Origin of the sequence: Algibacillus agarilyticus (assembly GCF_003286125.1) — a bacterium.
Lineage (GTDB): Bacteria > Pseudomonadota > Gammaproteobacteria > Enterobacterales > Alteromonadaceae > Algibacillus > Algibacillus agarilyticus.
Genome location: NZ_QMED01000004.1, coordinates 142,591 through 163,169, shown reverse-complemented (window position 1 = coordinate 163,169; position 20,579 = coordinate 142,591). Strand labels below are relative to the sequence as shown.

The 20,579-nt window shown below is 38.2% G+C and carries 18 protein-coding genes; 6 read left to right on the top strand and 12 right to left on the bottom strand.

Annotation, left to right across the window (positions count from 1 at the left end; translation table 11 throughout):
* Positions 1-64: 64 nt before the first annotated feature.
* The 3 genes from DPX34_RS05270 to DPX34_RS05260 form a co-directional block, all read right to left on the bottom strand.
* The gene (locus DPX34_RS05270) at positions 65-1,720 is read right to left on the bottom strand and encodes a sensor histidine kinase (protein ID WP_111977361.1); all 1,656 of its coding nucleotides are present in this window, start codon (positions 1,718-1,720) and stop codon (positions 65-67) included.
* Between the two features lie 187 nt (positions 1,721-1,907).
* Positions 1,908-2,597, bottom strand: coding sequence for a 16S rRNA pseudouridine(516) synthase RsuA (gene rsuA, locus DPX34_RS05265; RefSeq protein WP_111977360.1), 690 nt, complete (start codon positions 2,595-2,597; stop codon positions 1,908-1,910).
* 6 nt (positions 2,598-2,603) lie between these two features.
* The gene (locus DPX34_RS05260; RefSeq protein ID WP_198673633.1) at positions 2,604-4,787 is read right to left on the bottom strand and encodes a YgiQ family radical SAM protein; all 2,184 of its coding nucleotides are present in this window, start codon (positions 4,785-4,787) and stop codon (positions 2,604-2,606) included.
* 492 nt (positions 4,788-5,279) lie between these two features.
* Between DPX34_RS05260 and DPX34_RS05255 the strand changes: the two genes are divergently transcribed.
* A complete protein-coding gene (locus DPX34_RS05255; RefSeq protein ID WP_111977359.1) occupies positions 5,280-5,669 on the top strand; it encodes a YbaN family protein in 390 nt (129 codons plus the stop codon).
* Between the two features lie 422 nt (positions 5,670-6,091).
* Here DPX34_RS05255 and DPX34_RS05250 read toward each other — a convergent pair whose 3' ends face one another.
* The 7 genes from DPX34_RS05250 to DPX34_RS05220 all read right to left on the bottom strand — a co-directional run bounded on the left by DPX34_RS05250 (position 6,092) and on the right by DPX34_RS05220 (position 13,085).
* Complete coding sequence (locus DPX34_RS05250; RefSeq protein ID WP_111977358.1) at positions 6,092-6,391, bottom strand: YciI family protein; 300 nt, start codon at positions 6,389-6,391, stop codon at positions 6,092-6,094.
* A gap of 128 nt (positions 6,392-6,519) precedes the next feature.
* Entirely contained in the window at positions 6,520-7,326 is an 807-nt protein-coding gene (trpA, locus tag DPX34_RS05245; RefSeq protein ID WP_111977357.1) for a tryptophan synthase subunit alpha, read from the bottom strand.
* Positions 7,326-8,519 (bottom strand): tryptophan synthase subunit beta, encoded by a 1,194-nt coding sequence (gene trpB, locus DPX34_RS05240; RefSeq protein WP_111977356.1) that lies wholly within the window; start codon positions 8,517-8,519, stop codon positions 7,326-7,328. Before trpB ends, trpA begins: the two co-directional genes overlap by 1 nt.
* 20 nt (positions 8,520-8,539) lie before the next feature.
* Positions 8,540-9,910 (bottom strand): bifunctional indole-3-glycerol-phosphate synthase TrpC/phosphoribosylanthranilate isomerase TrpF, encoded by a 1,371-nt coding sequence (gene trpCF, locus DPX34_RS05235; protein ID WP_111977355.1) that lies wholly within the window; start codon positions 9,908-9,910, stop codon positions 8,540-8,542.
* Positions 9,903-10,913 carry an anthranilate phosphoribosyltransferase gene (trpD, locus tag DPX34_RS05230; protein ID WP_111977354.1) on the bottom strand — a complete coding sequence of 337 codons (1,011 nt, stop codon included), beginning with the start codon at positions 10,911-10,913 and terminating at the stop codon, positions 9,903-9,905. The genes trpCF and trpD overlap by 8 nt, the downstream gene beginning before the upstream one ends.
* 17 nt (positions 10,914-10,930) lie before the next feature.
* Positions 10,931-11,545 (bottom strand): aminodeoxychorismate/anthranilate synthase component II, encoded by a 615-nt coding sequence (locus DPX34_RS05225; protein WP_111977353.1) that lies wholly within the window; start codon positions 11,543-11,545, stop codon positions 10,931-10,933.
* 1 nt (position 11,546) lies between these two features.
* Complete coding sequence (locus tag DPX34_RS05220; RefSeq protein ID WP_111977352.1) at positions 11,547-13,085, bottom strand: anthranilate synthase component 1; 1,539 nt, start codon at positions 13,083-13,085, stop codon at positions 11,547-11,549.
* A gap of 373 nt (positions 13,086-13,458) precedes the next feature.
* Here DPX34_RS05220 and DPX34_RS05215 point away from each other — a divergent pair, with 373 nt between their 5' ends.
* The 5 genes from DPX34_RS05215 (at position 13,459) to DPX34_RS05195 (ending at position 17,770) form a co-directional block, all read left to right on the top strand.
* On the top strand, positions 13,459-14,304 hold the full coding sequence (locus DPX34_RS05215; protein ID WP_111977351.1) for a PHP domain-containing protein: 846 nt from the start codon (positions 13,459-13,461) through the stop codon (positions 14,302-14,304).
* An 8-nt stretch (positions 14,305-14,312) separates the two neighbouring features.
* Positions 14,313-14,933 (top strand): L-threonylcarbamoyladenylate synthase, encoded by a 621-nt coding sequence (locus DPX34_RS05210; protein WP_111977350.1) that lies wholly within the window; start codon positions 14,313-14,315, stop codon positions 14,931-14,933.
* A 49-nt stretch (positions 14,934-14,982) separates the two neighbouring features.
* Positions 14,983-15,747: a segregation and condensation protein A gene (locus DPX34_RS05205; protein WP_111977487.1), complete on the top strand. Its 765-nt coding sequence runs from the start codon at positions 14,983-14,985 to the stop codon at positions 15,745-15,747.
* Positions 15,748-15,840: 93 nt separating this feature from the next.
* Positions 15,841-17,364, top strand: coding sequence for an FG-GAP repeat domain-containing protein (locus DPX34_RS05200; protein WP_111977349.1), 1,524 nt, complete (start codon positions 15,841-15,843; stop codon positions 17,362-17,364).
* Positions 17,365-17,446: 82 nt separating this feature from the next.
* Complete coding sequence (locus tag DPX34_RS05195; RefSeq protein ID WP_111977348.1) at positions 17,447-17,770, top strand: hypothetical protein; 324 nt, start codon at positions 17,447-17,449, stop codon at positions 17,768-17,770.
* Positions 17,771-18,146: 376 nt separating this feature from the next.
* Here the strand turns inward: DPX34_RS05195 and DPX34_RS05185 are convergent, their stop codons facing one another.
* Together DPX34_RS05185 and ettA are read right to left on the bottom strand one after the other, a co-directional pair.
* The gene (locus DPX34_RS05185; protein WP_332872816.1) at positions 18,147-18,518 is read right to left on the bottom strand and encodes a PilZ domain-containing protein; all 372 of its coding nucleotides are present in this window, start codon (positions 18,516-18,518) and stop codon (positions 18,147-18,149) included.
* A gap of 239 nt (positions 18,519-18,757) precedes the next feature.
* Positions 18,758-20,425: an energy-dependent translational throttle protein EttA gene (ettA, locus tag DPX34_RS05180; RefSeq protein ID WP_111977345.1), complete on the bottom strand. Its 1,668-nt coding sequence runs from the start codon at positions 20,423-20,425 to the stop codon at positions 18,758-18,760.
* Between the last annotated feature and the right edge of the window lie 154 nt (positions 20,426-20,579).

Genomic DNA, 20,579 nt, shown 5'->3' with positions numbered 1-20,579 from the left:
CCTTATTTAGATACATAACGAGCTTGTCGAATTACTCGTTTATTGCGTTAAACACCACCAACCATCAACTATTAACGCTACAATCTTTTGTTAATATATTAAGTTTGGTTGTGGGCTTGGTGATAGGAAATTTTATATTGTATTCTAAACCTTGGTTGCCTAGGCTTGTGGCTTTAATTGAACCATGCAGGGCTTGAGTTACTAGGTTATAAATAATGTGTGAGCCTAACCCTGTTCCGCCGGCTAAACGCTTTGTGGTATAAAAGGGTTCGAAGTGTTTCTTTAATGCATCGGTTTCGATACCCGCGCCATCGTCTTTGTAATTTAACAAAACGTGATTGTCGATGACTTGCAAATTGATATAAATATTACCTTGTTTAATATTCTCAAAACCGTGCAATATTGAGTTAATCACCATATTGGTAATGATTTGATATAACGCACCCGCATTGGTAACGACGGTTTCGTCAGTTACTTTTACATGAATTCTATGTTCTGTTTGTTTTAACTTGGGTCTTAACGTGGTTAAAATATCATTTATATGTTGTTTTAAATGCGTTGGACGCTCGTCGTCAGAAGACTGATCAACCGCAACTTGTTTAAAACTTCTGACCAGTTCTGCTGCTTTATTTAAGCTTTTAGTGATGACATCGATAGATTCACTGCAGTTATTGATAAAATGTTCTAGTTCACCAGCCGTGAGTTTTTTGTTTTCAAATGTTTGTTTTAATTTAGCGGTAATTTCTTCGAGGTGACTCACTGCCGTCACACCAATGCCAACGGGCGTATTGACTTCATGTGCAACGCCGGCCACTAGTTTACCCAATGATGCCATCGTTTCTTGCTCAACTAACTGGTCTTGTGAGTTTTGCAAATTTTCAAGTGCGGTTTGCAGGCTGGTGTTTGATGTGGCCAGCGCTTGTGTGCGTTCTTTAACAATATCTTCTAAATGTAAGTTGAGCTGACGTATTTCGGTTTCAACTGCTTTTTGCTTTAAATCTTGATTTTGGATTTCGGTGAGCATGTGATTAAAATTTTCAGCTAATGCTGAAAATTCATCGTTCGAATCTTGATTGGCTCTAATGGCATAATCTTTATTGGCTCTTATTTGCTGTGTGGTATTAATTAGGCAATTAAGCGGTTTTAATAATATACGTTGGTATTTGAGGGCTAATACCATGGCTGCGATCAAACTAATCACGATCACAGCAAACGTTATGCCAATGCTCTTTTTTATGTAACTTTCAAGTTGAGTTAAGTTTGCATGCAAATATAGGTAGCCAACCACTTCATCATCTATTGATATGGGTTTGGCAAAATGCAGTTCATTGCCTTTAAATATAGGGGTGTCTATATAGGCTGAAAAGTTGAGTTGGGTATTACGATAATCTTTGTGTTGATAATCATAAGCCGCTAATAAAACGGGCTTGCTGTTTAAGGGGTGGGTGAATAAAGCGGCATGCATAATGTTTGCATTTGTTTTAAACGCACTCAGTATATTACGCGCGCCTATTTCATCTTCAAATGTTAAAACAGATGCAGTGTTGTATGCCACTAAGTTAGATTTTTCGATCAGTGAAGTCGTCAAACCTTGTTTGTAGTTATTAATGGCTAAATAGGTAAGGGAAGATGCGACTAAGGCAATTGATAATAATGCAGTAAATAAGATTAATGCAAAAATTTTATCAGCAAAGCGCATTTTTAAATTCCAACGTTTCATCGACCTAAATTAGGCCTCGAAATGCCAAATGCAAATGGGTTGTCAGTAACAAGATAAATCCATTTATTGTAAAAAAAATGTTAATAACAAGATAACTCAAACAACCTTAGAGTCAAGTGTAATTTTATCGGGATGTTGTTTGAATTATCATTTTTGTTAGCCGTTGAGCTATTGAGCATAACGTTTATTAATAAAAGGCTATTTCTTCTGCCGTTAAATATCGCCATTCACCTTCTGGTAAATCAGCATCTAGCTTGAGTGCGCCTATTTGAGTACGGTGTAAATAGGTAACCTTGTTACCCGTTGCGGCAAACATTCTTTTAACTTGATGGTATTTGCCTTCACTAATTGTTAAGTTTACTTGCTTTTCATCAATAATTTCAACTGTAGCCGGCTTAGTCAGCTCTTTTTCGTTATTAAGTTGCACACCCGATTCAATTTGCGCTATTGCTTCTGCAGATATTGGTTCTGCTAGCCAAACTTGATACGTTTTATTGCAATCAGATTTTGGTGACATGATCCGGTGTGTCCATTTACCATCATCCGAAATTAAGATGAGGCCGGTGGTATCGGCATCAAGTCGTCCGGCGATACGCAAGTCACCGTGTTTTTGCACATCAATTAAGTTGAGTATAGAAGGATAAGCTTCATCAACTGTTGAGCAAATCATGTCCATCGGTTTATGTAACATGATGTATCGCAAGCCAATTAAAGTCAGTTCATTATTGTCGTGAACAATTTTATCAGTGTCGGCGACATGGTAAGCCGCATTTTTACACACTTTATCGTTAACGGTTACTTCGCCACGACGAATAATGGTTTTTGCATCTTTGCGTGATATTTCGGTTGAATCACAAATATATTTATCTAATCTCATATAGATTTAACGACCTGGTTTGTTAGTTTTAATACGCGATTTTTGGTTTTTACGCGGATCAAATTTAAATTGCGATTTAGTATGTTTGCTGGCTGCCGCTTGACCGGGCTTAGTAGCGGCCGGTTTACGTTTTAGTTCATCGCGGCTTGGTGGGGGCACAAGGTGCTCTGGCCCCCTACCGATATATTTACTTAATCCTAGGGCTTTTAAGCCATCACGAATGGTTTGAAAATTTTCTGGCGCATGATAGCGTAATAAAGCGCGTTGTAAGCGTCGCGCTTTGTCACCTTTAGCAATGGATATTTTGGCTGATTTATACGTAACTTTGCTAAGCGGGTTATGCTCAGTGTGATACATCGTAGTGGCTGTTGCCATTGGGCTAGGATAAAAATTTTGTACTTGATCCAGTTTAAATTTATTACGCTTTAACCACATGGCTAAGTTAACCATATCGAGCGGTGTTGTACCTGGATGTGAGCTGATAAAATAGGGGATCAGGTATTGTTCTTTACCTGCTTCTTTTGAATATTTATCAAAGAGCTCTTTAAATTTATAGTAGGTGCCCATACCTGGCTTCATCATTTTACTTAATGGGCCTTCTTCAGTATGTTCAGGTGCAATTTTTAAATAGCCGCCGACATGATGTTTAGCCAGTTCTTTAACATAACGTGGATCTTCAACTGCGATATCGTAACGAACACCTGATGCGATCAATACTTTTTTGATCCCTTTTAAATCGCGAGCTCGACGGTATAAGTTTATTGTGGGTTCGTGGTTGGTTTCCATGTGGCCACATATATCAGGCCATACACAAGATAAACGTCGACAAGTTGCTTCTGCTTTTGGGCTTTTGCATTTTAATTTATACATGTTGGCGGTTGGGCCGCCTAAATCTGAGATCACGCCGGTAAACCCAGGCACTTTATCACGTATTTCTTCAATTTCTTTAATTATTGAATCTTCACTACGGCTTTGTATTATTCGACCCTCATGTTCAGTAATTGAACAAAAAGTGCAGCCACCAAAACAACCGCGCATAATATTAACGGATGTTTTAATCATGTCGTATGCGGGTATTTTAGCTTTACCATAACTTGGGTGTGGTATACGGGCATAGGTTAAATCAAATACACCATCCATTTCATTGGTTTCTAATGGGATAGCAGGTGGATTGATCCAAACAAAACGGTCGGCATGGCGTTGCATTAATGCACGAGCGCAACCTGGGTTGGTTTCTTGGTGTAAAATACGCGATGTATGTGCATATAAGGTTCTGTCGGCTCTAACTTGTTCATAAGCCGGTAATTGCACATAAACATTTTCCCACGGTTTTTTCTTTTTGGTATTCGGGTTATGCATTTGCACAACAACCGGTTTAGCTTCATCGTTGTCGGTATTAATTTCTTCTTTACTACCGCAGGTCGTAACTTCTGTTGATAAATAGGGGTTGGGCTTGGCTTCTATTTTTCCCGGTTTATCTAACGTTGTTGAATCAACTCCTTGCCATTCAGGCAGGGCATCTTTAACCATGACTGCAGTACCGCGAACGTCTCTAATAGATGCAATATCTTCACCTTGTGCAATGCGATAACTAACTTCAATTAATGGGCGTTCAGCGTTACCAAAAATAAGTAAATCGGCTTTTGAGTCGGGCAATACCGATCGTCTCACTTTATCTGACCAATAATCGTAATGCGCTATTCGACGCAAGCTTGCCTCTATGCCACCAATAATAACGGGCACATCTTTAAAAGCTTGTTTACATCTTTGGGTATAAACTAAAGTGGCGCGATCGGGGCGTTTACCACCCACGTTATTGGGTGTGTAAGCATCGTCTTTTCTGATGCGTCGATCAGCGGTATAGGCATTGATCATTGAATCCATATTACCGGCGGTAACACCAAAATATAAATTGGGCTTGCCCAAGCGTTGAAAATCGTCAACTGAGTTCCAATCTGGTTGCGCTATAATGCCAACTCGATAACCTTGTGCTTCTAAAGTGCGACCGATTACAGCCATACCAAAACTGGGGTGATCAACATAAGCATCACCTGATACAATAATAATGTCGCAGCTATCCCAGCCTAGTTGATCCATCTCTTTACGTGACATGGGTAAAAATGGCGCTTTTTCATAACACTCTGCCCAATATTTTGGGTAGGTGAATATATCTTGGGCTTTTGGCATCATAATGGCGGGGTCTCTAGAAGAAAAATACGCGCGGATTATACCTGTATTACGTTAGAAAATCTTATCTTTTAAGGTTAGGGCGTGTTTATCTTTGGTCTTGGTCTTGGTCTTGGTTTTGGCTGGCGTATTTTTACACTTGAATGTATTAACCCGGTATTAATGGGCAAGTTATAACTAACGTGTTAATAAATTGTAACAATTAAATTGGGCATAGCTAAAACCTCAACTATGATTAATTAGGTAACTCATTGACTTAATACCAATCCGTAATAATAAGTGCCCACTCAGCGAGAGTTTAAAACTCGCCTGAAAGGAATGCCTCAGCGGCTTTTGACCTGCATTATCGGTATTTGAAAGGGAACAACCATTCCTGTGTACCGACGCCTTGTTCAAAAAACGCTGGATGCATTCTGAGAGAGCACTTATTAATATGAATTGGTATAAGACCTGACAATTAAAATAATGAATCATTTAACGTTAAAGGAAGAATAAATGGCTTTTAAAGCAATACCCAAAGTATGTTTAATCGGGTTAGGCTGCATTTTTACGGTGCTCGGTATTATTGGTTTTATTTTACCCTTGATGCCTGGTTTTGTCTTTATTTTAGCCGCGTCATTTTGTTTTTCTCGATCGTCTGAACGTTTTCATCATTGGTTATTAACTAACAACCTGTTTGGCGCTTTGTTAACTGACTATTTAGCGGGGGCGGGTATTCCGCGTAATGCCAAAATTAAAGCCATCAGTTTTTTGTGGATGAGTTTAATTATATCTTGTTTTATTGCGGCAAAGTGGCCTGTTACTTTACTATTAATGATTATTGGAATAGGTGTGAGTTGGTATTTGGTTCAACTACCTGAAAAAGAAATGTCAGCTGACAAGTAGCAACAGTGCCGGTTTCAAAATGCAGAATGCCTTGGAAAACAGGTTAGGTCACTAGGGCGTTTTTATCTTTTGTGTATGCTTTTGCAGCCGTATTTGCACGATTTATACAAGGCAGAGCGATTGCGGTGTAGTGATTCTACATAAAAGAGCGATAAAGACTTTATGCTCCTGCAAAGGCTCCTTACCCCACATCCATGTGGGGCAACGTAGTAGAAATAGTGCAAATGCGCTGCCCTTTGGGTTCAATCCAAAACGTTTTGCTCTTTGTTATTGGCTTTTGACGTAGAACCACTATCCCATCAAGCCAATGCCGCGATCAAAACGCTTTGGAATTGAACAAAATCTATACGACAAAGATAAACACGCCCTAGATATATTCATATGAACATATCTAGATTAATTTTAAAAATGCGAAAGGACGTTTAAGGTAAAACTTTTTTAAACGGTTTTACAATGACGTTTTGGTATACACCCGCGGCAATATAAGGATCATTATCTGCCCATTCTTGTGCGTCGGTTAAAGAATTAAATTCTGCTATAACCGTTGAACCGGTAAAACCTGATTCGCCAGGGTCTTCAGCATCGATTGCTGGGTTTGGCCCCGCGACTAACAAACGGCCTTGATCGGCTAAAGCCTTTAAGCGTGCGATATGCGCTTCGCGAGCCGTTTTACGTAACGGTAAACTGTTTTCTACATCTTGACTAAAAATAACATACCACATAATTTTCTCTTTACATTATTTATGATGATTTTTAAGGATCGGGTGGAGTGGAATCGATTATTGAGCATTAAAGTGACGAAGAAACACGGTTTCTTCGTCAGGGTTTTTAATATACCCAAGTCACTTGTCTAGAGTTGTGTTGCCGCTTTCATTGAACTCACAAATTGACGTAAAGCGCGACAAGTTGCGTCAATATCAGTTAAGTTATTTTCAATGATCTTAACAACGGCTGAACCTGAAATAGCGCCTGCTGCGCCGGCTGTAATCGCTTCGGCAACTTGCTCAGGTTGTGAAATGCCAAACCCTAATAGTGGCGGCGCTGCATTATATTTATTTAATCCATCGAGCAATTCGGTTATTGGTTTACCGGCTGCTGTTTCAGCGCCTGTGACCCCTGCACGACTTAACAAATAAGTATAACCTTCACCTTTTGCTGCTATTTTTTGTAAGGTGGCATCACTGGCATTAGGCGGTGCGATAAAAATACTTAATAGCCCATGTGGTTTAGCTTTTGTTATAAATTGTTCGGATTCTTTTAAAGGCACATCAGCAACAAGAACCGAATCTACACCCGCTTGGGCTAATTTATTATAAAAGCTATCAATGCCGGTTGAGTAAACGAGGTTTGCATAAAGTAATAAACCAATTGGAATATCAGGATATTTTTCTCGAATAATCGTTAACATTTCAATGCAACGAGGCGGGGTTACATGACTATTTAAAGCCCGTATATTGGCGGCTTGAATGGTTGGGCCATCAGCAACTGGATCTGAAAACGGGATACCTAATTCAAGTGCATCCGCTCCACCTTCGACTAATGCATCAATAATTTTTAATGAATCATCAAAATTTGGATCACCTAACGTAACAAAAGGAACAAAGGCACCCTGATTTTTAGATTTTAGGTTTTCGAATAACGTTTCGTATCTATTCATTATAAAATCCCTTTTTCCTCAAAAATTTCGGCAACGGCAAAAATATCTTTATCGCCTCGACCTGAAAGGTTAACCACTAAAACTTGTTCTTTTTCTGGCTCTTGTTCAGCAAGTTTTATTGCATAGGCTAGGGCATGAGAACTTTCGAGTGCAGGAATAATGCCTTCTTCTTTTGCTAATGCATGAAAGGCACTAAGGGCTTCGTCATCGGTTGCCGATACATAATCGGCACGACCAATGGCATTTAAATGCGCATGTTGAGGACCAACCGATGGAAAATCTAACCCTGCAGAAATTGAATATGATTCTTCTATTTGGCCATTGGTATCTTGCATCAATAATGAATGCATGCCAAAAAACATACCTTTACGGCCATGTTTAAGTGGCGCACCGTGTTGATCCGTATCAATACCTTTACCTGCAGGCTCAACACCAATTAATTTAACGTTTTCTTCAGCGATGAAATCTGCAAACAGACCAATGGCATTAGAACCACCGCCTACACAAGCGATAACCGCATCGGGTAATTTACCTTCGGCTTTAAGTATTTGCTGTTTGGCTTCTTCACCAATCATTTTTTGAAATTCACGAACAATCGTCGGAAAAGGATGAGGACCGGCTGCTGTGCCTAATAAATAGTGTGTGGTTTCGTAACTTGCAGCCCAATCACGTAATGCTTCATTGCAAGCATCTTTTAAGGTTGAAGAACCACTGTGTACTGGGATCACTTCAGCACCCATTAAGCGCATTCTAAAAAGATTGGGTTTTTGACGTTCACAATCGACTGCTCCCATATACACTTTGCATTTTAAGCCAAGTAATGCACATGCTAAAGCGGTGGCAACACCGTGTTGGCCCGCACCGGTTTCGGCAATAATTTCTTTTTTACCCATGCGTTTTGCGAGCAAGGCTTGACCTAAAACCTGGTTCGTTTTGTGAGCGCCACCGTGTAATAAATCTTCACGTTTTAAATATATTTTGGTTTTTGTGTTACGACATAAATTTCGAACAAGGGTTAAAGGCGTTGGTCTACCCGCATATTCATTTAATAATGTATTAAACTCTTCGATAAAAGCGGGGTCATCTTGTGCTGCAATGAATTCTTGTTCTAGCTGATCTAAAGCTGGAATTAGTATTTCAGGAACGTATTGTCCACCAAATTCACCAAAATACGGGTCTAACGTTTTAGTCATATTCTTCTCTTTAAATTCGATTAACGCTGTCTTAAGGCTAAAAATGCAGCTCGGATTTTATCTTTATCTTTAATGCCAGGTGCGCTTTCTAAGCCTGAATTAAAGTCTAATCCTATTGCGCCCAATTTATCGGCAAGCTGAGCATTTTCGGCGGTTAAGCCACCGGCTAACATATAAGGTTGTTGTATATTTAGCGCGTCTAAAAGTTGCCAATCAAACGTTACACCAGTGCCACCAGGTTGTTCTCTGCTACCCGAATCGAAAAGCCAACGATCAATATGGTTTAACTCCGGTAAACTGTCGAGACTTAAATTATGTGCTTTCCAAATTTGCACTGTATCAGCGAGTTCATTTTTAATTTTTTGTACATAGGCTTGGTCTTCTTTGCCGTGTAACTGTACAACTTTTAAATTTAATGCACGTGCCGTTCTGATCACAAATTCGGTTGGCGCATCAACAAATACACCCACATAATCTAAAGGCGCGCCTGACTTAACTTGAGCTGCTTGCTCTAAATTTAAACAACGTGGCGATTTTTCGGCAAAAATTAATCCACCGTAAATGGCGCCTGCTTTGTATGCTTCCTTAGCATCTTCTGGGCGAGTTAAGCCACAGACTTTATGTTCACCTAATATGAGTTTTTTAACGGCTTTAGTTAAATTCGCTTTTGCCATTAATGAACTACCCACTAAATACGCGTTGGCATATTGATTTAGCTCTTTCACTTGGTCGTGAGTATAGATCCCTGACTCAGAAATAATGATTCTGTCTTTAGGAACTAATGGGGCTAAATCTCGCGTGGTTTGCAGGTCGGTCGATAAATCACGTAAGTTACGATTGTTTATACCGATAATTTTGGCATTTAGATCAATTGCGCGCTGTAATTCTTCTTCATTTGATACTTCTGTTAAAATATCAAGCTTGTATTCATTGGCAATACTGGCAAGGTTGCGATATTCCTCATCATTTAACACCGAGAGCATTAATAAAATAGCATCGGCTTTATGGTATCGTGCGAGATAGACTTGATAAGGATCAACAAAAAAATCTTTATTTAAAACAGGTTGCGAAACACGCTCTCTTACATACTTAACATAGCTGTAATCACCTTGAAAATATTTTTTCTCTGTGAGTACTGAGATTGCACTAGCATAGGGGCCATAAGCTGCAATGATTTCGTCGAGGTCAAATTTTTCGCGGATCAAACCCTTTGAAGGACTGGCTTTTTTACATTCCAGTATAAAGCCCGCATGAGGTTTATTAAGCGCATCATACATACTGCGACTTGAAGGTCTTAGCTCATTAATAAAAGATTCTAAAGGGAAATCTTTTTTAAGTTGCGCGAGTTCAATTTTTTTGTCATCACAAATCTGTGTTAAGACGTTAGCCATTCGAGTGCTCCACAAATAAGGCTAAAGTTTCTAATGCTTTGCCGTTGGTTAAAACCGCTTTTGCTTTTTGTACGCCGTCTTTAAAGTCAATGGCTAAATTAGCCATAACCAATAAAGCAGATACATTTATCGCGACAGCATTAATATGCGCGGTATTACCTTCACCCGCTAAAATTTGTTTAGTAAATTCAGCATTTTCGGCAGGGGTTCCACCTTTGATATCATCAAGAGTTACACTGGGTACTCCAAAATCATCAGACGTTAATGCATATTCTTTGATCTCGCCGTTAACTAACTCAGCCACTTGGGTTGGTCCGTGCAAAGCAATTTCATCTAAGCCAGAACCGTGCACGACCATCGCTCGTTCGAGGCCTAATAATTTCAATGTTTCAGCAATGGGTTTTATTAGGCTTGGGCAATACACTCCCATAAGTTGTATTTGTGGTGCGGCTGGGTTAGTGAGAGGCCCTAAAATATTAAAAATAGTGCGTGTTTTTAAGGTTTTTCTCACCGGCATTGCATGTTTAATACCCGCATGATATTGCGGAGCAAAAAAGAAACAGATGTTAGATTTATCAAGACAGATACGCGCTTGATCTGGGCTTGGCGTTAAATTAACACCAAATGATTCAAGTAAATCTGCTGAACCTGATTTACTTGAAACACTTCTATTACCATGTTTAGTCATTTTTAAACCACAAGCGGCTGCTACTATCGCTGCTGTGGTCGAAATATTAATGGTGTTTGCGCCATCACCACCTGTACCGCAGCTATCGGCAATAAGCCCATCTTGCGGTTTATCAAATATCAGCGCATTCTTTCGCATTGCTGCCGCAGCACCGGCTATTTCATCGGGTTGCTCGTGTTTAACTTTAAGCGCACCTAACACAGCCGCTAACAAGATTGGGTCAATATCACCTAAAATAACCTGACTAAAAAACTCAGTGCTCTGTGCTTTAGTCGAATCTTGGCCGTCTAATGCATTTTGAATAAATGGTAGCATTATGTTCCTTATTATAATTATGCGATAGCGTTTTTAGCAGTTAAGAAATCTAAGCTTTGCTTGAGTAAAACAGAGCCGTATGTTGTTAAAATACTTTCAGGGTGAAACTGATAACCTAACATCTTATCTTTGGCATTAAAAACCGCCATGGGGATCGTTTGCTCGTCAGTTTCGAGTTTTGCAATTATATCTAAACTATCGGGTACTTCAGTTGCCATTAATGAATGATACCTTGCTACATACATTGGGTTGTCTAAACCGGTAAATACGGCGTGGTTATTATGATCTATTTTTGATGTTTTGCCGTGCACAATTTGGCCCGCCGTTCCAATCACGCCGCCACTTTGTTCAACAATGGCTTGGTGACCTAAACAAATACCTAGAATAGGGTAGTGGCCTCTTGTCAATGATATCAAATCTAACATACAACCCGCTTCAGCTGGGTTACCCGGCCCAGGAGATAATAATAAAACGACTTCATTAGTACAAGCTTGCATTTTTGCAAATAGAACATCTGCTTGTATATTATTGCGATAAACGATTAATTCATAACCTAATGATTCTAACTCATCAACTAAGTTGTAAGTGAATGAGTCAAAATTATCTAACAAAAAAATTGTAGTCTTAGCCATTTTACTTCTCCTGAGACGCAATAATTGCGTTAATAACGGCCTGCGCTTTACTGCGAGTTTCGTCGGCTTCTGATTGCGGATCTGAATCGTACACAACGCCAGCACCTGCTTGTACATGAGCTTGGTTATTGGCAACAAATGCTGAGCGGATCACAATACACGTGTCCATGTCGCCATTAGCTGCTAAGTACCCGACTGCGCCACCATAACTACCTCGTGTTTTTCGTTCGGTTTTTCTGACTAACTCTGCCGCTCTGACTTTAGGCGCACCCACTAAGGTTCCCATGTTTAAACAAGCTTGATAGGCATGTAGTGGGTCTAAATCATCTTTTAATTCACCTTTTACACGTGATACAAGGTGCATAACAAAAGAATAACGATCGACTTTTTGTAGGTCACTTACATAGCGTGTGCCCGGTTTTGCCACGCGGGCTATATCATTGCGAGCTAAATCGACGAGCATCATATGCTCAGATAATTCTTTGGTGTCGCTGCGTAATTCCTGCTCAATACGGCTATCTAAATCTAAATTGAACGTACCATCCGAGTTAAATCCTCGGCGACGAGTCCCCGCAATCGGATAAACTTCAACTTCATTGATATGGTGTGTGTATTTAACTGATGATTCAGGAGAGGCACCAAATAAAACAAAATCTTGATCCTTTAAATAAAACATATAAGGACTTGGATTTTGCTGTTTTAATTTACGATAAGCCGCTAGTGAATCGGTACAAGGCAAAGAAAAAGTACGAGACGGTACAACTTGAAAAATGTTACCAACACGTATGTGTTCTTTTAGATTAATGACATCTTGGATGAATTCAGCATCTGATTTGTCAACTTTAACATCACTTTGTGATAAATAAGGTGTGACAGCGTTGTTAGCTAAACTCGTTTGCTGTATTTCTTCAGCTAAACTTTCTAGATAACCGTCGGCTTTCGTGTCTGCTTGGCCAAATTGATTATAAATAATCTCAGATGTTTTGTTTTGATGATCGGTTATTAATAAACTTTGAGCCAAATAAAAAACATAATCTGGGCATGCATTTTCACCCGTCGGAACTTGAGGTAATTCTTCAACCATGCCGATTAAATCGTAACCAAAAACGCCCGCAAGAAAGGTTGCAAAATCATGTCCTTTATTTTGTAACCCTAACTGATGGATAAGCCTTAATACCGTAAAAGGATTTGTTTTTTTAAGGCGCTCAGCTTCGGATATAAAATCATCGGCACGCTTGAATACACAAATTAATTCATCGTTTGAGCTTTCAATAATGAACTCACTGAGTTCTGTTTTTAAATAATCAAATACAACTTGGCCTGATTGGGTGAGTAAATTGATATTAACTTGTTGGCCATTACATTCCACTCTCAAGTTTGCATCAATGAGCAATAAGCTTTTTAAATTATCTTTACTATCAACTTCAGCTGATTCTAATAAAACGGCTTGCGGCCGAGTTTGGGCTAAATTTTCAAAAACCGATAATGGATCGGTTGTATAATCAATAGATAGTTCTGATGTATAAATGTTAGGTTGCATTTAAACGCTCTGATTTTTTAGTCTGTAGTCGCAACTCGAGGGATGCATTGTACTCGAATTGTAAGCAATTGTTATTATTCTAATTAGCAGTATTTATAAAAAAGCCCGCTAATTAGCGGGCTCATGTATAAATGGTTACAACAATACACTCCCGCAATTACGCTGAGTGCCACCAACAAACATTAACTGTGTTAGAATAATAAATAGTAGACATTGACATTAATTACCTATAATTATTAAAGCTGATAAAACGTGGCTGTATTGCAATAAATCTATTTGTTAATAAAACCGTTTTACAGGCCTAAAGTCAACCTAAAAATTAAGGTTTACAATAGCTTTTATTGATAAGACCACAAAATTCTGAATAAGCGACATGAAAATAGATTTACACAGTCACACCACATGCTCTGATGGGTCTCTTACACCTGCTGAGTTAGTTTTACGCGCCAGTACCTTCGAAGTTGATGTATTAGCTATAACGGATCATGATTCGATACAAGCACTTGATTTAGCTTACGAAGCTAAAGCCAAATACAAACTTAAGCTGCAAATTATTAATGGTGTCGAAATTTCAACCAGTTGGGAAGGCCAAGAAATTCATATTGTTGGCCTTAACGTTGACCGAAATTGCAGCCTTTTTAAAAGCCGTTTAGATCAGCAACTTCAAACTCGAGTTAATCGCGCCGAAAGATATGCTCACAAACTAGAAAACTGTGGCATTAAAGGCGCTTTAGCAGGGGCGAATCATTACGCTCGTGGCAAAAGCATCAGTCGCGTACACTTCGCTAAATTTTTAGTTAATGAAGGTCATGTGAGTTCTTTTGATCAAGCGTTTAAAAAATATTTAGCAAAAAATGCTAAAGCTTATGTATCACCGGGTTGGATTGATATACCCGAAGCGATAAAATGGATTAAAGAGGCAGGAGGACAAGCTGTACTTGCGCATCCGACTCGTTATGATTTAACGAATAAATGGGTGCGTAAATTGGTTGCCTATTTTGCACAAGAAGGCGGTGAAGCTATTGAAGTGAGCCTGCCTAGACAATCGCCTAATGAAAAACAGCAACTTGCCCAATACGCGATTGATGCAAATTTAAAAGCATCTGCTGGATCGGACTTTCATCATATTGGTCGATTTGGTGAATTAGGAAGAGATATTAATTTGCCTGATATAGTAACGCCTATCTGGCATGACTGGTCTATTACCAAGGACCATTAAGGATAATTATGAGTCAATATTTTTATATACACCCCGAAAACCCACAAGCTCGCCTTATTCGCCAAGCGGTTGAAATAATCAAACAAGGCGGCGTTGTTGTTTACCCGACAGATTCGGGTTATGCACTCGGTTGTGCATTAGGAAAAAAACAAGCTTTAGAACAAATTTGTCGCATTCGGAACATCGATCTCGACCATAACTTTACATTAGTCTGTAGCGATGTCTCTGAGTTATCGACTTATGCCAAGGTAGGAAACCAAGCGTTTAGAGCATTAAAAAATAATACCCCAGGTGCTTATACGTTTATTTTTAAAGCGACTAAAGATGCACCCAAAAAACTACAAAATCCAAAGAAAAAAACCATTGGCTTGCGTATTCCTAATAACAAAATTGCTTTAGATTTGTTGGCTGAGTTAGGTGAGCCTATTATGTCGTCAACGCTCATTTTACCAAATCAAGAACATGCTGAAAGCGATCCTGAATCTATTAGAGATAGCTTAGAAAAAGTGGTTGATTTAATCATTGATGGCGGTTATTTAACTGAAATGCCAACGACGGTTATTGATATGAGTGAAGATACTATTGAAATAATTCGAGTGGGTAATGGCGATGTTTCTCCGTTTGAATAATTAAGGTTTGACAACATTGAAAGCTGCATCTGAACCCGTTCAACATGAAATGGTTTTTGCCTATGTTAAAGGTGAAGCGATAAATAAACCTGAAGATTTATTTATACCGCCAGAGGCGCTTGAAGTGATATTGGAGTCTTTTGAAGGTCCGCTTGATTTACTTCTGTATTTAATTAAAAAACAAAAATTTGATATTGTTGATTTACCGATTAATCAAATAACTACTCAGTATATGGAGTATGTTGAGATCATGAAAAATCTCAACTTAGAACTGGCCGCAGAGTATTTGGTTATGGCTGCAATTCTTGCCGAAATTAAATCTCGATTATTATTGCCTAAAAAAATAACCATAGAAGATGAAGAAGAAGATCCAAGAGCGCAATTAATTAAACGCTTGCAAGAGTATGAAGTTTTTAAATTAGCCGCAGAAAGTATTGACGAGTTACCACGGGTCGATCGTGATATTTTTTATGATGTTGTGCCTTTGAGTGAAACCATTGAACCAGATATTATTTTTCCAGATGTTGATTTACATGAACTAATTACCGCATTTGGTCATGTTTTAAAACGCATTGATAATTTTAAACATCATCAAATAACGGCTGAGGCGCTTTCGACTCGTGAACGGATGACTAAAATTTTAGAAACGCTACAGCAAAATACGTTTATGCCTTTTCGTGATTTTTTTGAATTAACAGAAGGTCGAGCAGGGGTTGTTGTTACGTTTTTAGCGATTTTAGAATTGGTAAAAGAAAAGCTTATTCAAGTTGTACAAAGTGCCACCGATGACGATATTCATATCAGAGCCGCTTGATCTCAATGCCTTAAAATTAACCATTAAAAATGTAAATTAATTGAACCCTTATCGCTAAAACCTGTCTTAACATAAAAACGAATGGAATAAATTATGTCACTATTAAGGATCAATTTAGGCTTGATTTTATGTTTAATACATTTAAACGTGTTAGCCAAACTTACCTATCATGAACATGAAATCACACTGCCTTTTAACATTTCTCAGCCAAGTTTAATCGCTAATCTAGATGGGCTAAACGAAAGTGAAATTATTTCAATCGGTATTGATAAAAACAACGTGAGATGGCTGGCGATATCTCAATTTTCTACACAAGATAAGCGTTTTAAAATAGTCGATGTCGTTCAAATACCGGATGCTTTTTTCTTTTTAGATGTATCACAAAACAAACAACAGCAATATATTTATGCGTTAGCTAAAAATGAGGTATACCAGCTCGTATATAAACCTGAACAGCCATTAAGTTTTAAGCCGATACTGCAACTTGAAACAATGTATCGTGCTAACAAGTCAGCGTTTACGGGCTTACTCAATTTTTCGGTTGATGTTAACCATGATGATTGTCAAGACTTCTCGATTCCTTATTTTGATACTTATCATGTGTGGTTAGGTCAATGTGAACAAGGACACACACCGCAGAGTTGGCAAAAAATAACGATCCAAACGACAAATCAATTAAATATTAACAACGGCTATTTGTCCTATATAACGGCCGCTATTTTTAATCTTGATTTTAATCAAGACGAATTGAAAGATTTGATCGCTATTAATGAAAATACGCTCGATATACATCTACAAACCCCCGCTGGTTCATACAACACGACACCAATAAAAGTTAATATTAATAAACGTTTTAATGCCCTTAACTGGTGGGATAAACGAGAAGCGGATGGTCGAAGCTTAGATCAAAGTAATTTGACGTATCGAGTTATCGACGCAATCGATGATATTAACGGTGATGGCATTATTGATATTGTTGTACGTTACACAAAAAGCTCAGGTGTACTTGATAAAACGAATGATTATGAATTTTACTTTGGTCAGGCAAACGGTCAAGCGGTTAAATTTGCAGAAAAACCGAATACCGTTATTAGCGCTACTGATACATTGTCTGACTTAAAAATTATTGATTTAAATAATGACAATAAAAAAGAAATTATTGTATCTGCATTTGATATTGGTGTTTCTGAGATCGTGAGTGCCCTTATTTCAGGCAGTATAGCGCAAGATGTATTAATTTTTGCCTTGAGCGATGGGCGATTTGAATCAGAGCCGCTAGACACTTTTGAAGTTGAGATTAATTTTAGTTTAACAAAAGGCACAACTGGTCAGCCCGTCGTTAAACTCATCGATCTTAATGGAGATAAAACTCAAGATTTAATATTGTCTAATGATGAAAACGAGTTAGAAATTACCATGGGACAAGTTAAAAGCCATTCGTTAAAGCGTATCTATGAAAATGATAATCAAGCGTTGTCGGTTACGTTGCCACAAAATGCCGATAACATTGTTTACACTGATCTTAATCACGATAAAAAAATAGACCTTTTTATTAATTATGGCCGACTTGATAAAGTGAGTAACTTGAACAAGTTAAAAATATTAATGTTTAATTAAACTAAATATTTAGCACAAATATTGGCCGTTTATATTTTTATTATCTAGGATAAATACATACGTATTTAATCGATATTAATGCATGCCAGATATTAATAAAAAATTAGTGGTCTTATTTAGGGTTGAGCCAGGCTCTTTGGGGCCAGATGGGATCGACAAAGTAGAGCGTTTTTGTTTGTTTGCGCAACAAGAAGTCTCAAGGTTAAACTCCGCTATTTTACATATTAAAATTACACCTAGATATGATAAAACGTTAGCTGAAATGGAATACAGTTACTGTGGTAAAAGGTTGACCCATGAACAAGCTGAAAAATACATGGATACTTTTAAAGGTAATTTAGAGGAACTCGAGCTCGCTTTAGCGGATAAAATATCGTTATTAATTGATACCTTTCTTGCAAGTTAGGCGAACTTTATGCGTACTACTAGGTCTTAATATTATCTATTTAAAGGGAGGTTAGTCTTGTTAAAAAATAAAAGGTGCGTGGTATTTAGTTTTTGTTTATTTGCTGTGGCCTGTTCAAATAAACAACTATACCAACATGTGCAAAAACATAATGAACGTGAATGCCTAAAGCATATTACTGTGAACTATGAAAGCTGCCGGCAGGCGGCTAATAAGCAAAGTTATGAAGAGTATGAAAAGCAGCGAAAACAACAAATAAATGATAAATAATTTGGCAAAGTAACATTAAGTCATCCTATTTATTTGGCTTAGTGTTACTGCCTCTCTCTCTCTATTATATATATAAACTAAATATAAAAAGGCTTCATTTAGTCGATTATTTACTTAAGTGCGCTAACTCTCTATTAAGCATTTCACCGTCACCCAAATTTAATTCGATCATTCTTTTCAAGTGAGTCACACTGTCTATATCAATATGATGACATAACAAACCTAAGTATCCGTCTTCTTGATGGGCAATATTGACCGACATTAAAATAGTAAAATCTGTGTCGGGTAACTTAAATTCCATATGATAAATATGATGTGGATCAAAATCAGATGGCGTTATTGTTTTAACTAATGCTCCTTTTAATGATAAGTCGACTAATTCAACATCCCACACTTCATCCGCCAAATGTAATTTAGCCGTTGTAGAAAAAACAATTCGATTAAAACGTCGTCTTTCATCCATTTTGTACTCTTTCATATTGTGAAACACTTATTATAAGATAGTGTAAAAGAGTTAAGAATACCAACACAAAATTGCTAAGGGGCTTTAACAATAAGCATTATGCTCGTCAATTAACGGCTAAAGGTTTTGAATTTTTGTGGTGTTAAAAATAAGCTAAACACGCATAAATCAGCGTGCATAATTAACGTAATCTACCCAAGCTAGATACTCATAAAACATGTCGCTTTATAAACGACATGTTTCATCGTTAAAAATTAACTCATTTTTTTGTACTTGATACGCTGTGGGTTTAGAACCGCGGCTTCACCGAGTGTTTCTTTTAACCACGCTTCGTATTCAGTGTAGTTACCTTCATAGAAGTTAATATTACCTTCGTCACGATAATCCATGATATGAGTTGCGATGCGGTCTAAAAACCATCTGTCATGCGAGATAACCATTGCACAACCAGGGAAATCGAGTAGGGCATTTTCAAGTGCGCGTAACGTTTCTACATCTAAATCATTTGTTGGTTCATCGAGCAATAACATATTACCACCTGTTTTTAACAGCTTAGCTAAATGCACTCGGTTACGTTCACCCCCGGATAATTCACCAATAATTTTTTGTTGATCGGTCCCTTTGAAGTTAAAACGACTGCAATATGCACGCGCATTAATTTCAAAATTATTGATTTTTATTAGGTCGGCACCCTCTGAAATTTCTTGATAAACCGTAGCTGTGTCATCCATGTGATCTCTGAACTGATCAACGCTGGCTAATTTTACACTATCGCCTAATTCAATTGAGCCAGAATCCGCTGATTCAGCGCCTGAAAGTAATCTGAATAAGGTCGATTTACCGGTACCATTTGGACCAATAATGCCAACAATTGCCCCTTTAGGGACACTAAAGCTCAAGTTGTCGATCAGTACGCGGCCATCGTATGATTTAGATAAACCACTAACTTCAAGCACTTTGTCACCTAAACGTTCACCTGGCGGAATGTAAAGTTCGTTTGTTTCATTACGTTTTTGGAAATCAGATTGATTTAACTCTTCAAAACGCGCTAAACGCGCTTTACTTTTGGCTTGGCGTGCTTTCGGGTTTGATTTTACCCATTCTAGCTCTTGCGAAATCGATTTTTGACGAGCTTGTTCTGATTTCTGTTCTTGTTGTAAGCGGACATCTTTTTGTTCTAACCACGATGAATAATTACCTTCCCATGGAATACCTTCACCTCTATCAAGTTCAAGGATCCAACCGGCCACATTATCTAAGAAATAGCGGTCATGCGTGATTGCCACAACGGTGCCAGGGTATTCATGTAAGAAACGTTCTAACCAAGCGACAGACTCTGCATCTAAATGGTTAGTGGGTTCATCAAGCAGTAACATGTCTGGTTTTTCAAGTAATAAACGACATAAAGCAACCCGACGACGCTCACCCCCTGATAATTTAGAAACATCGGCATCCCACGGTGGTAAACGCAAAGCATCGGCTGCACGTTCTAAAACGTTATCAATATTATGGCCATCTTGCGCTTGAATAATATCTTCCAATTGACCTTGCTCTTTAGCCAGTGCATCAAAGTCAGCATCTGGTTCTGCATAAGCAGTATAAACGGCATCTAAACGGGCAATCGCATTTTTGACTTCGGCTACGGCTTCTTCAATATTACCGCGTACGTCTTTACTGTGATCAAGTTGAGGTTCTTGAGGCAAATAACCTATTTTAAGCCCCGGCATTGGGCGCGCTTCACCCTCTATTTCTTGATCTATACCAGCCATTATGCGTAATAGCGTCGATTTACCTGAACCATTAAGACCTAATACACCAATTTTGGCACCGGGGAAAAAACTTAATGAGATATTTTTTAAGATTTCACGTTTAGGGGGAACAATTTTCCCAACTCTAGACATGCTATAGACAAATTGAGCCATTAAAGCTGTACCTTTATATGAAGTGACTTGAGTATTTATTTAAGTGTCATTCTATTTCTATCGTTATGTGACTTCAACATACTTAATGTGAAAATGCAGATAAAAGCATCAAACACTTACAAATAGGGTTGATCGTTGAGCAAGCCATAATAAT

What these genes read in the sequence shown, in the direction of transcription:
- trpCF (WP_111977355.1), bottom strand. Translation starts at nt 9,910, where the DNA reads ATGGCTAACGTCTTAACACAGATTTGTGATGACAAAAAAATTGAACTC.
- trpA (WP_111977357.1), bottom strand. Translation starts at nt 7,326, where the DNA reads ATGAATAGATACGAAACGTTATTCGAAAACCTAAAATCTAAAAATCAG.
- DPX34_RS05195 (WP_111977348.1), top strand. Translation starts at nt 17,447, where the DNA reads ATGCCAGATATTAATAAAAAATTAGTGGTCTTATTTAGGGTTGAGCCA.
- DPX34_RS05210 (WP_111977350.1), top strand. Translation starts at nt 14,313, where the DNA reads ATGAGTCAATATTTTTATATACACCCCGAAAACCCACAAGCTCGCCTT.
- DPX34_RS05185 (WP_332872816.1), bottom strand. Translation starts at nt 18,518, where the DNA reads ATGAAAGAGTACAAAATGGATGAAAGACGACGTTTTAATCGAATTGTT.
- DPX34_RS05250 (WP_111977358.1), bottom strand. Translation starts at nt 6,391, where the DNA reads ATGTGGTATGTTATTTTTAGTCAAGATGTAGAAAACAGTTTACCGTTA.
- DPX34_RS05205 (WP_111977487.1), top strand. Translation starts at nt 14,983, where the DNA reads ATGGTTTTTGCCTATGTTAAAGGTGAAGCGATAAATAAACCTGAAGAT.
- DPX34_RS05270 (WP_111977361.1), bottom strand. Translation starts at nt 1,720, where the DNA reads ATGAAACGTTGGAATTTAAAAATGCGCTTTGCTGATAAAATTTTTGCA.
- DPX34_RS05260 (WP_198673633.1), bottom strand. Translation starts at nt 4,787, where the DNA reads ATGATGCCAAAAGCCCAAGATATATTCACCTACCCAAAATATTGGGCA.
- trpD (WP_111977354.1), bottom strand. Translation starts at nt 10,913, where the DNA reads ATGCTACCATTTATTCAAAATGCATTAGACGGCCAAGATTCGACTAAA.
- DPX34_RS05255 (WP_111977359.1), top strand. Translation starts at nt 5,280, where the DNA reads ATGGCTTTTAAAGCAATACCCAAAGTATGTTTAATCGGGTTAGGCTGC.
- DPX34_RS05215 (WP_111977351.1), top strand. Translation starts at nt 13,459, where the DNA reads ATGAAAATAGATTTACACAGTCACACCACATGCTCTGATGGGTCTCTT.
- trpB (WP_111977356.1), bottom strand. Translation starts at nt 8,519, where the DNA reads ATGACTAAAACGTTAGACCCGTATTTTGGTGAATTTGGTGGACAATAC.
- DPX34_RS05225 (WP_111977353.1), bottom strand. Translation starts at nt 11,545, where the DNA reads ATGGCTAAGACTACAATTTTTTTGTTAGATAATTTTGACTCATTCACT.
- DPX34_RS05200 (WP_111977349.1), top strand. Translation starts at nt 15,841, where the DNA reads ATGTCACTATTAAGGATCAATTTAGGCTTGATTTTATGTTTAATACAT.
- ettA (WP_111977345.1), bottom strand. Translation starts at nt 20,425, where the DNA reads ATGGCTCAATTTGTCTATAGCATGTCTAGAGTTGGGAAAATTGTTCCC.
- DPX34_RS05220 (WP_111977352.1), bottom strand. Translation starts at nt 13,085, where the DNA reads ATGCAACCTAACATTTATACATCAGAACTATCTATTGATTATACAACC.
- rsuA (WP_111977360.1), bottom strand. Translation starts at nt 2,597, where the DNA reads ATGAGATTAGATAAATATATTTGTGATTCAACCGAAATATCACGCAAA.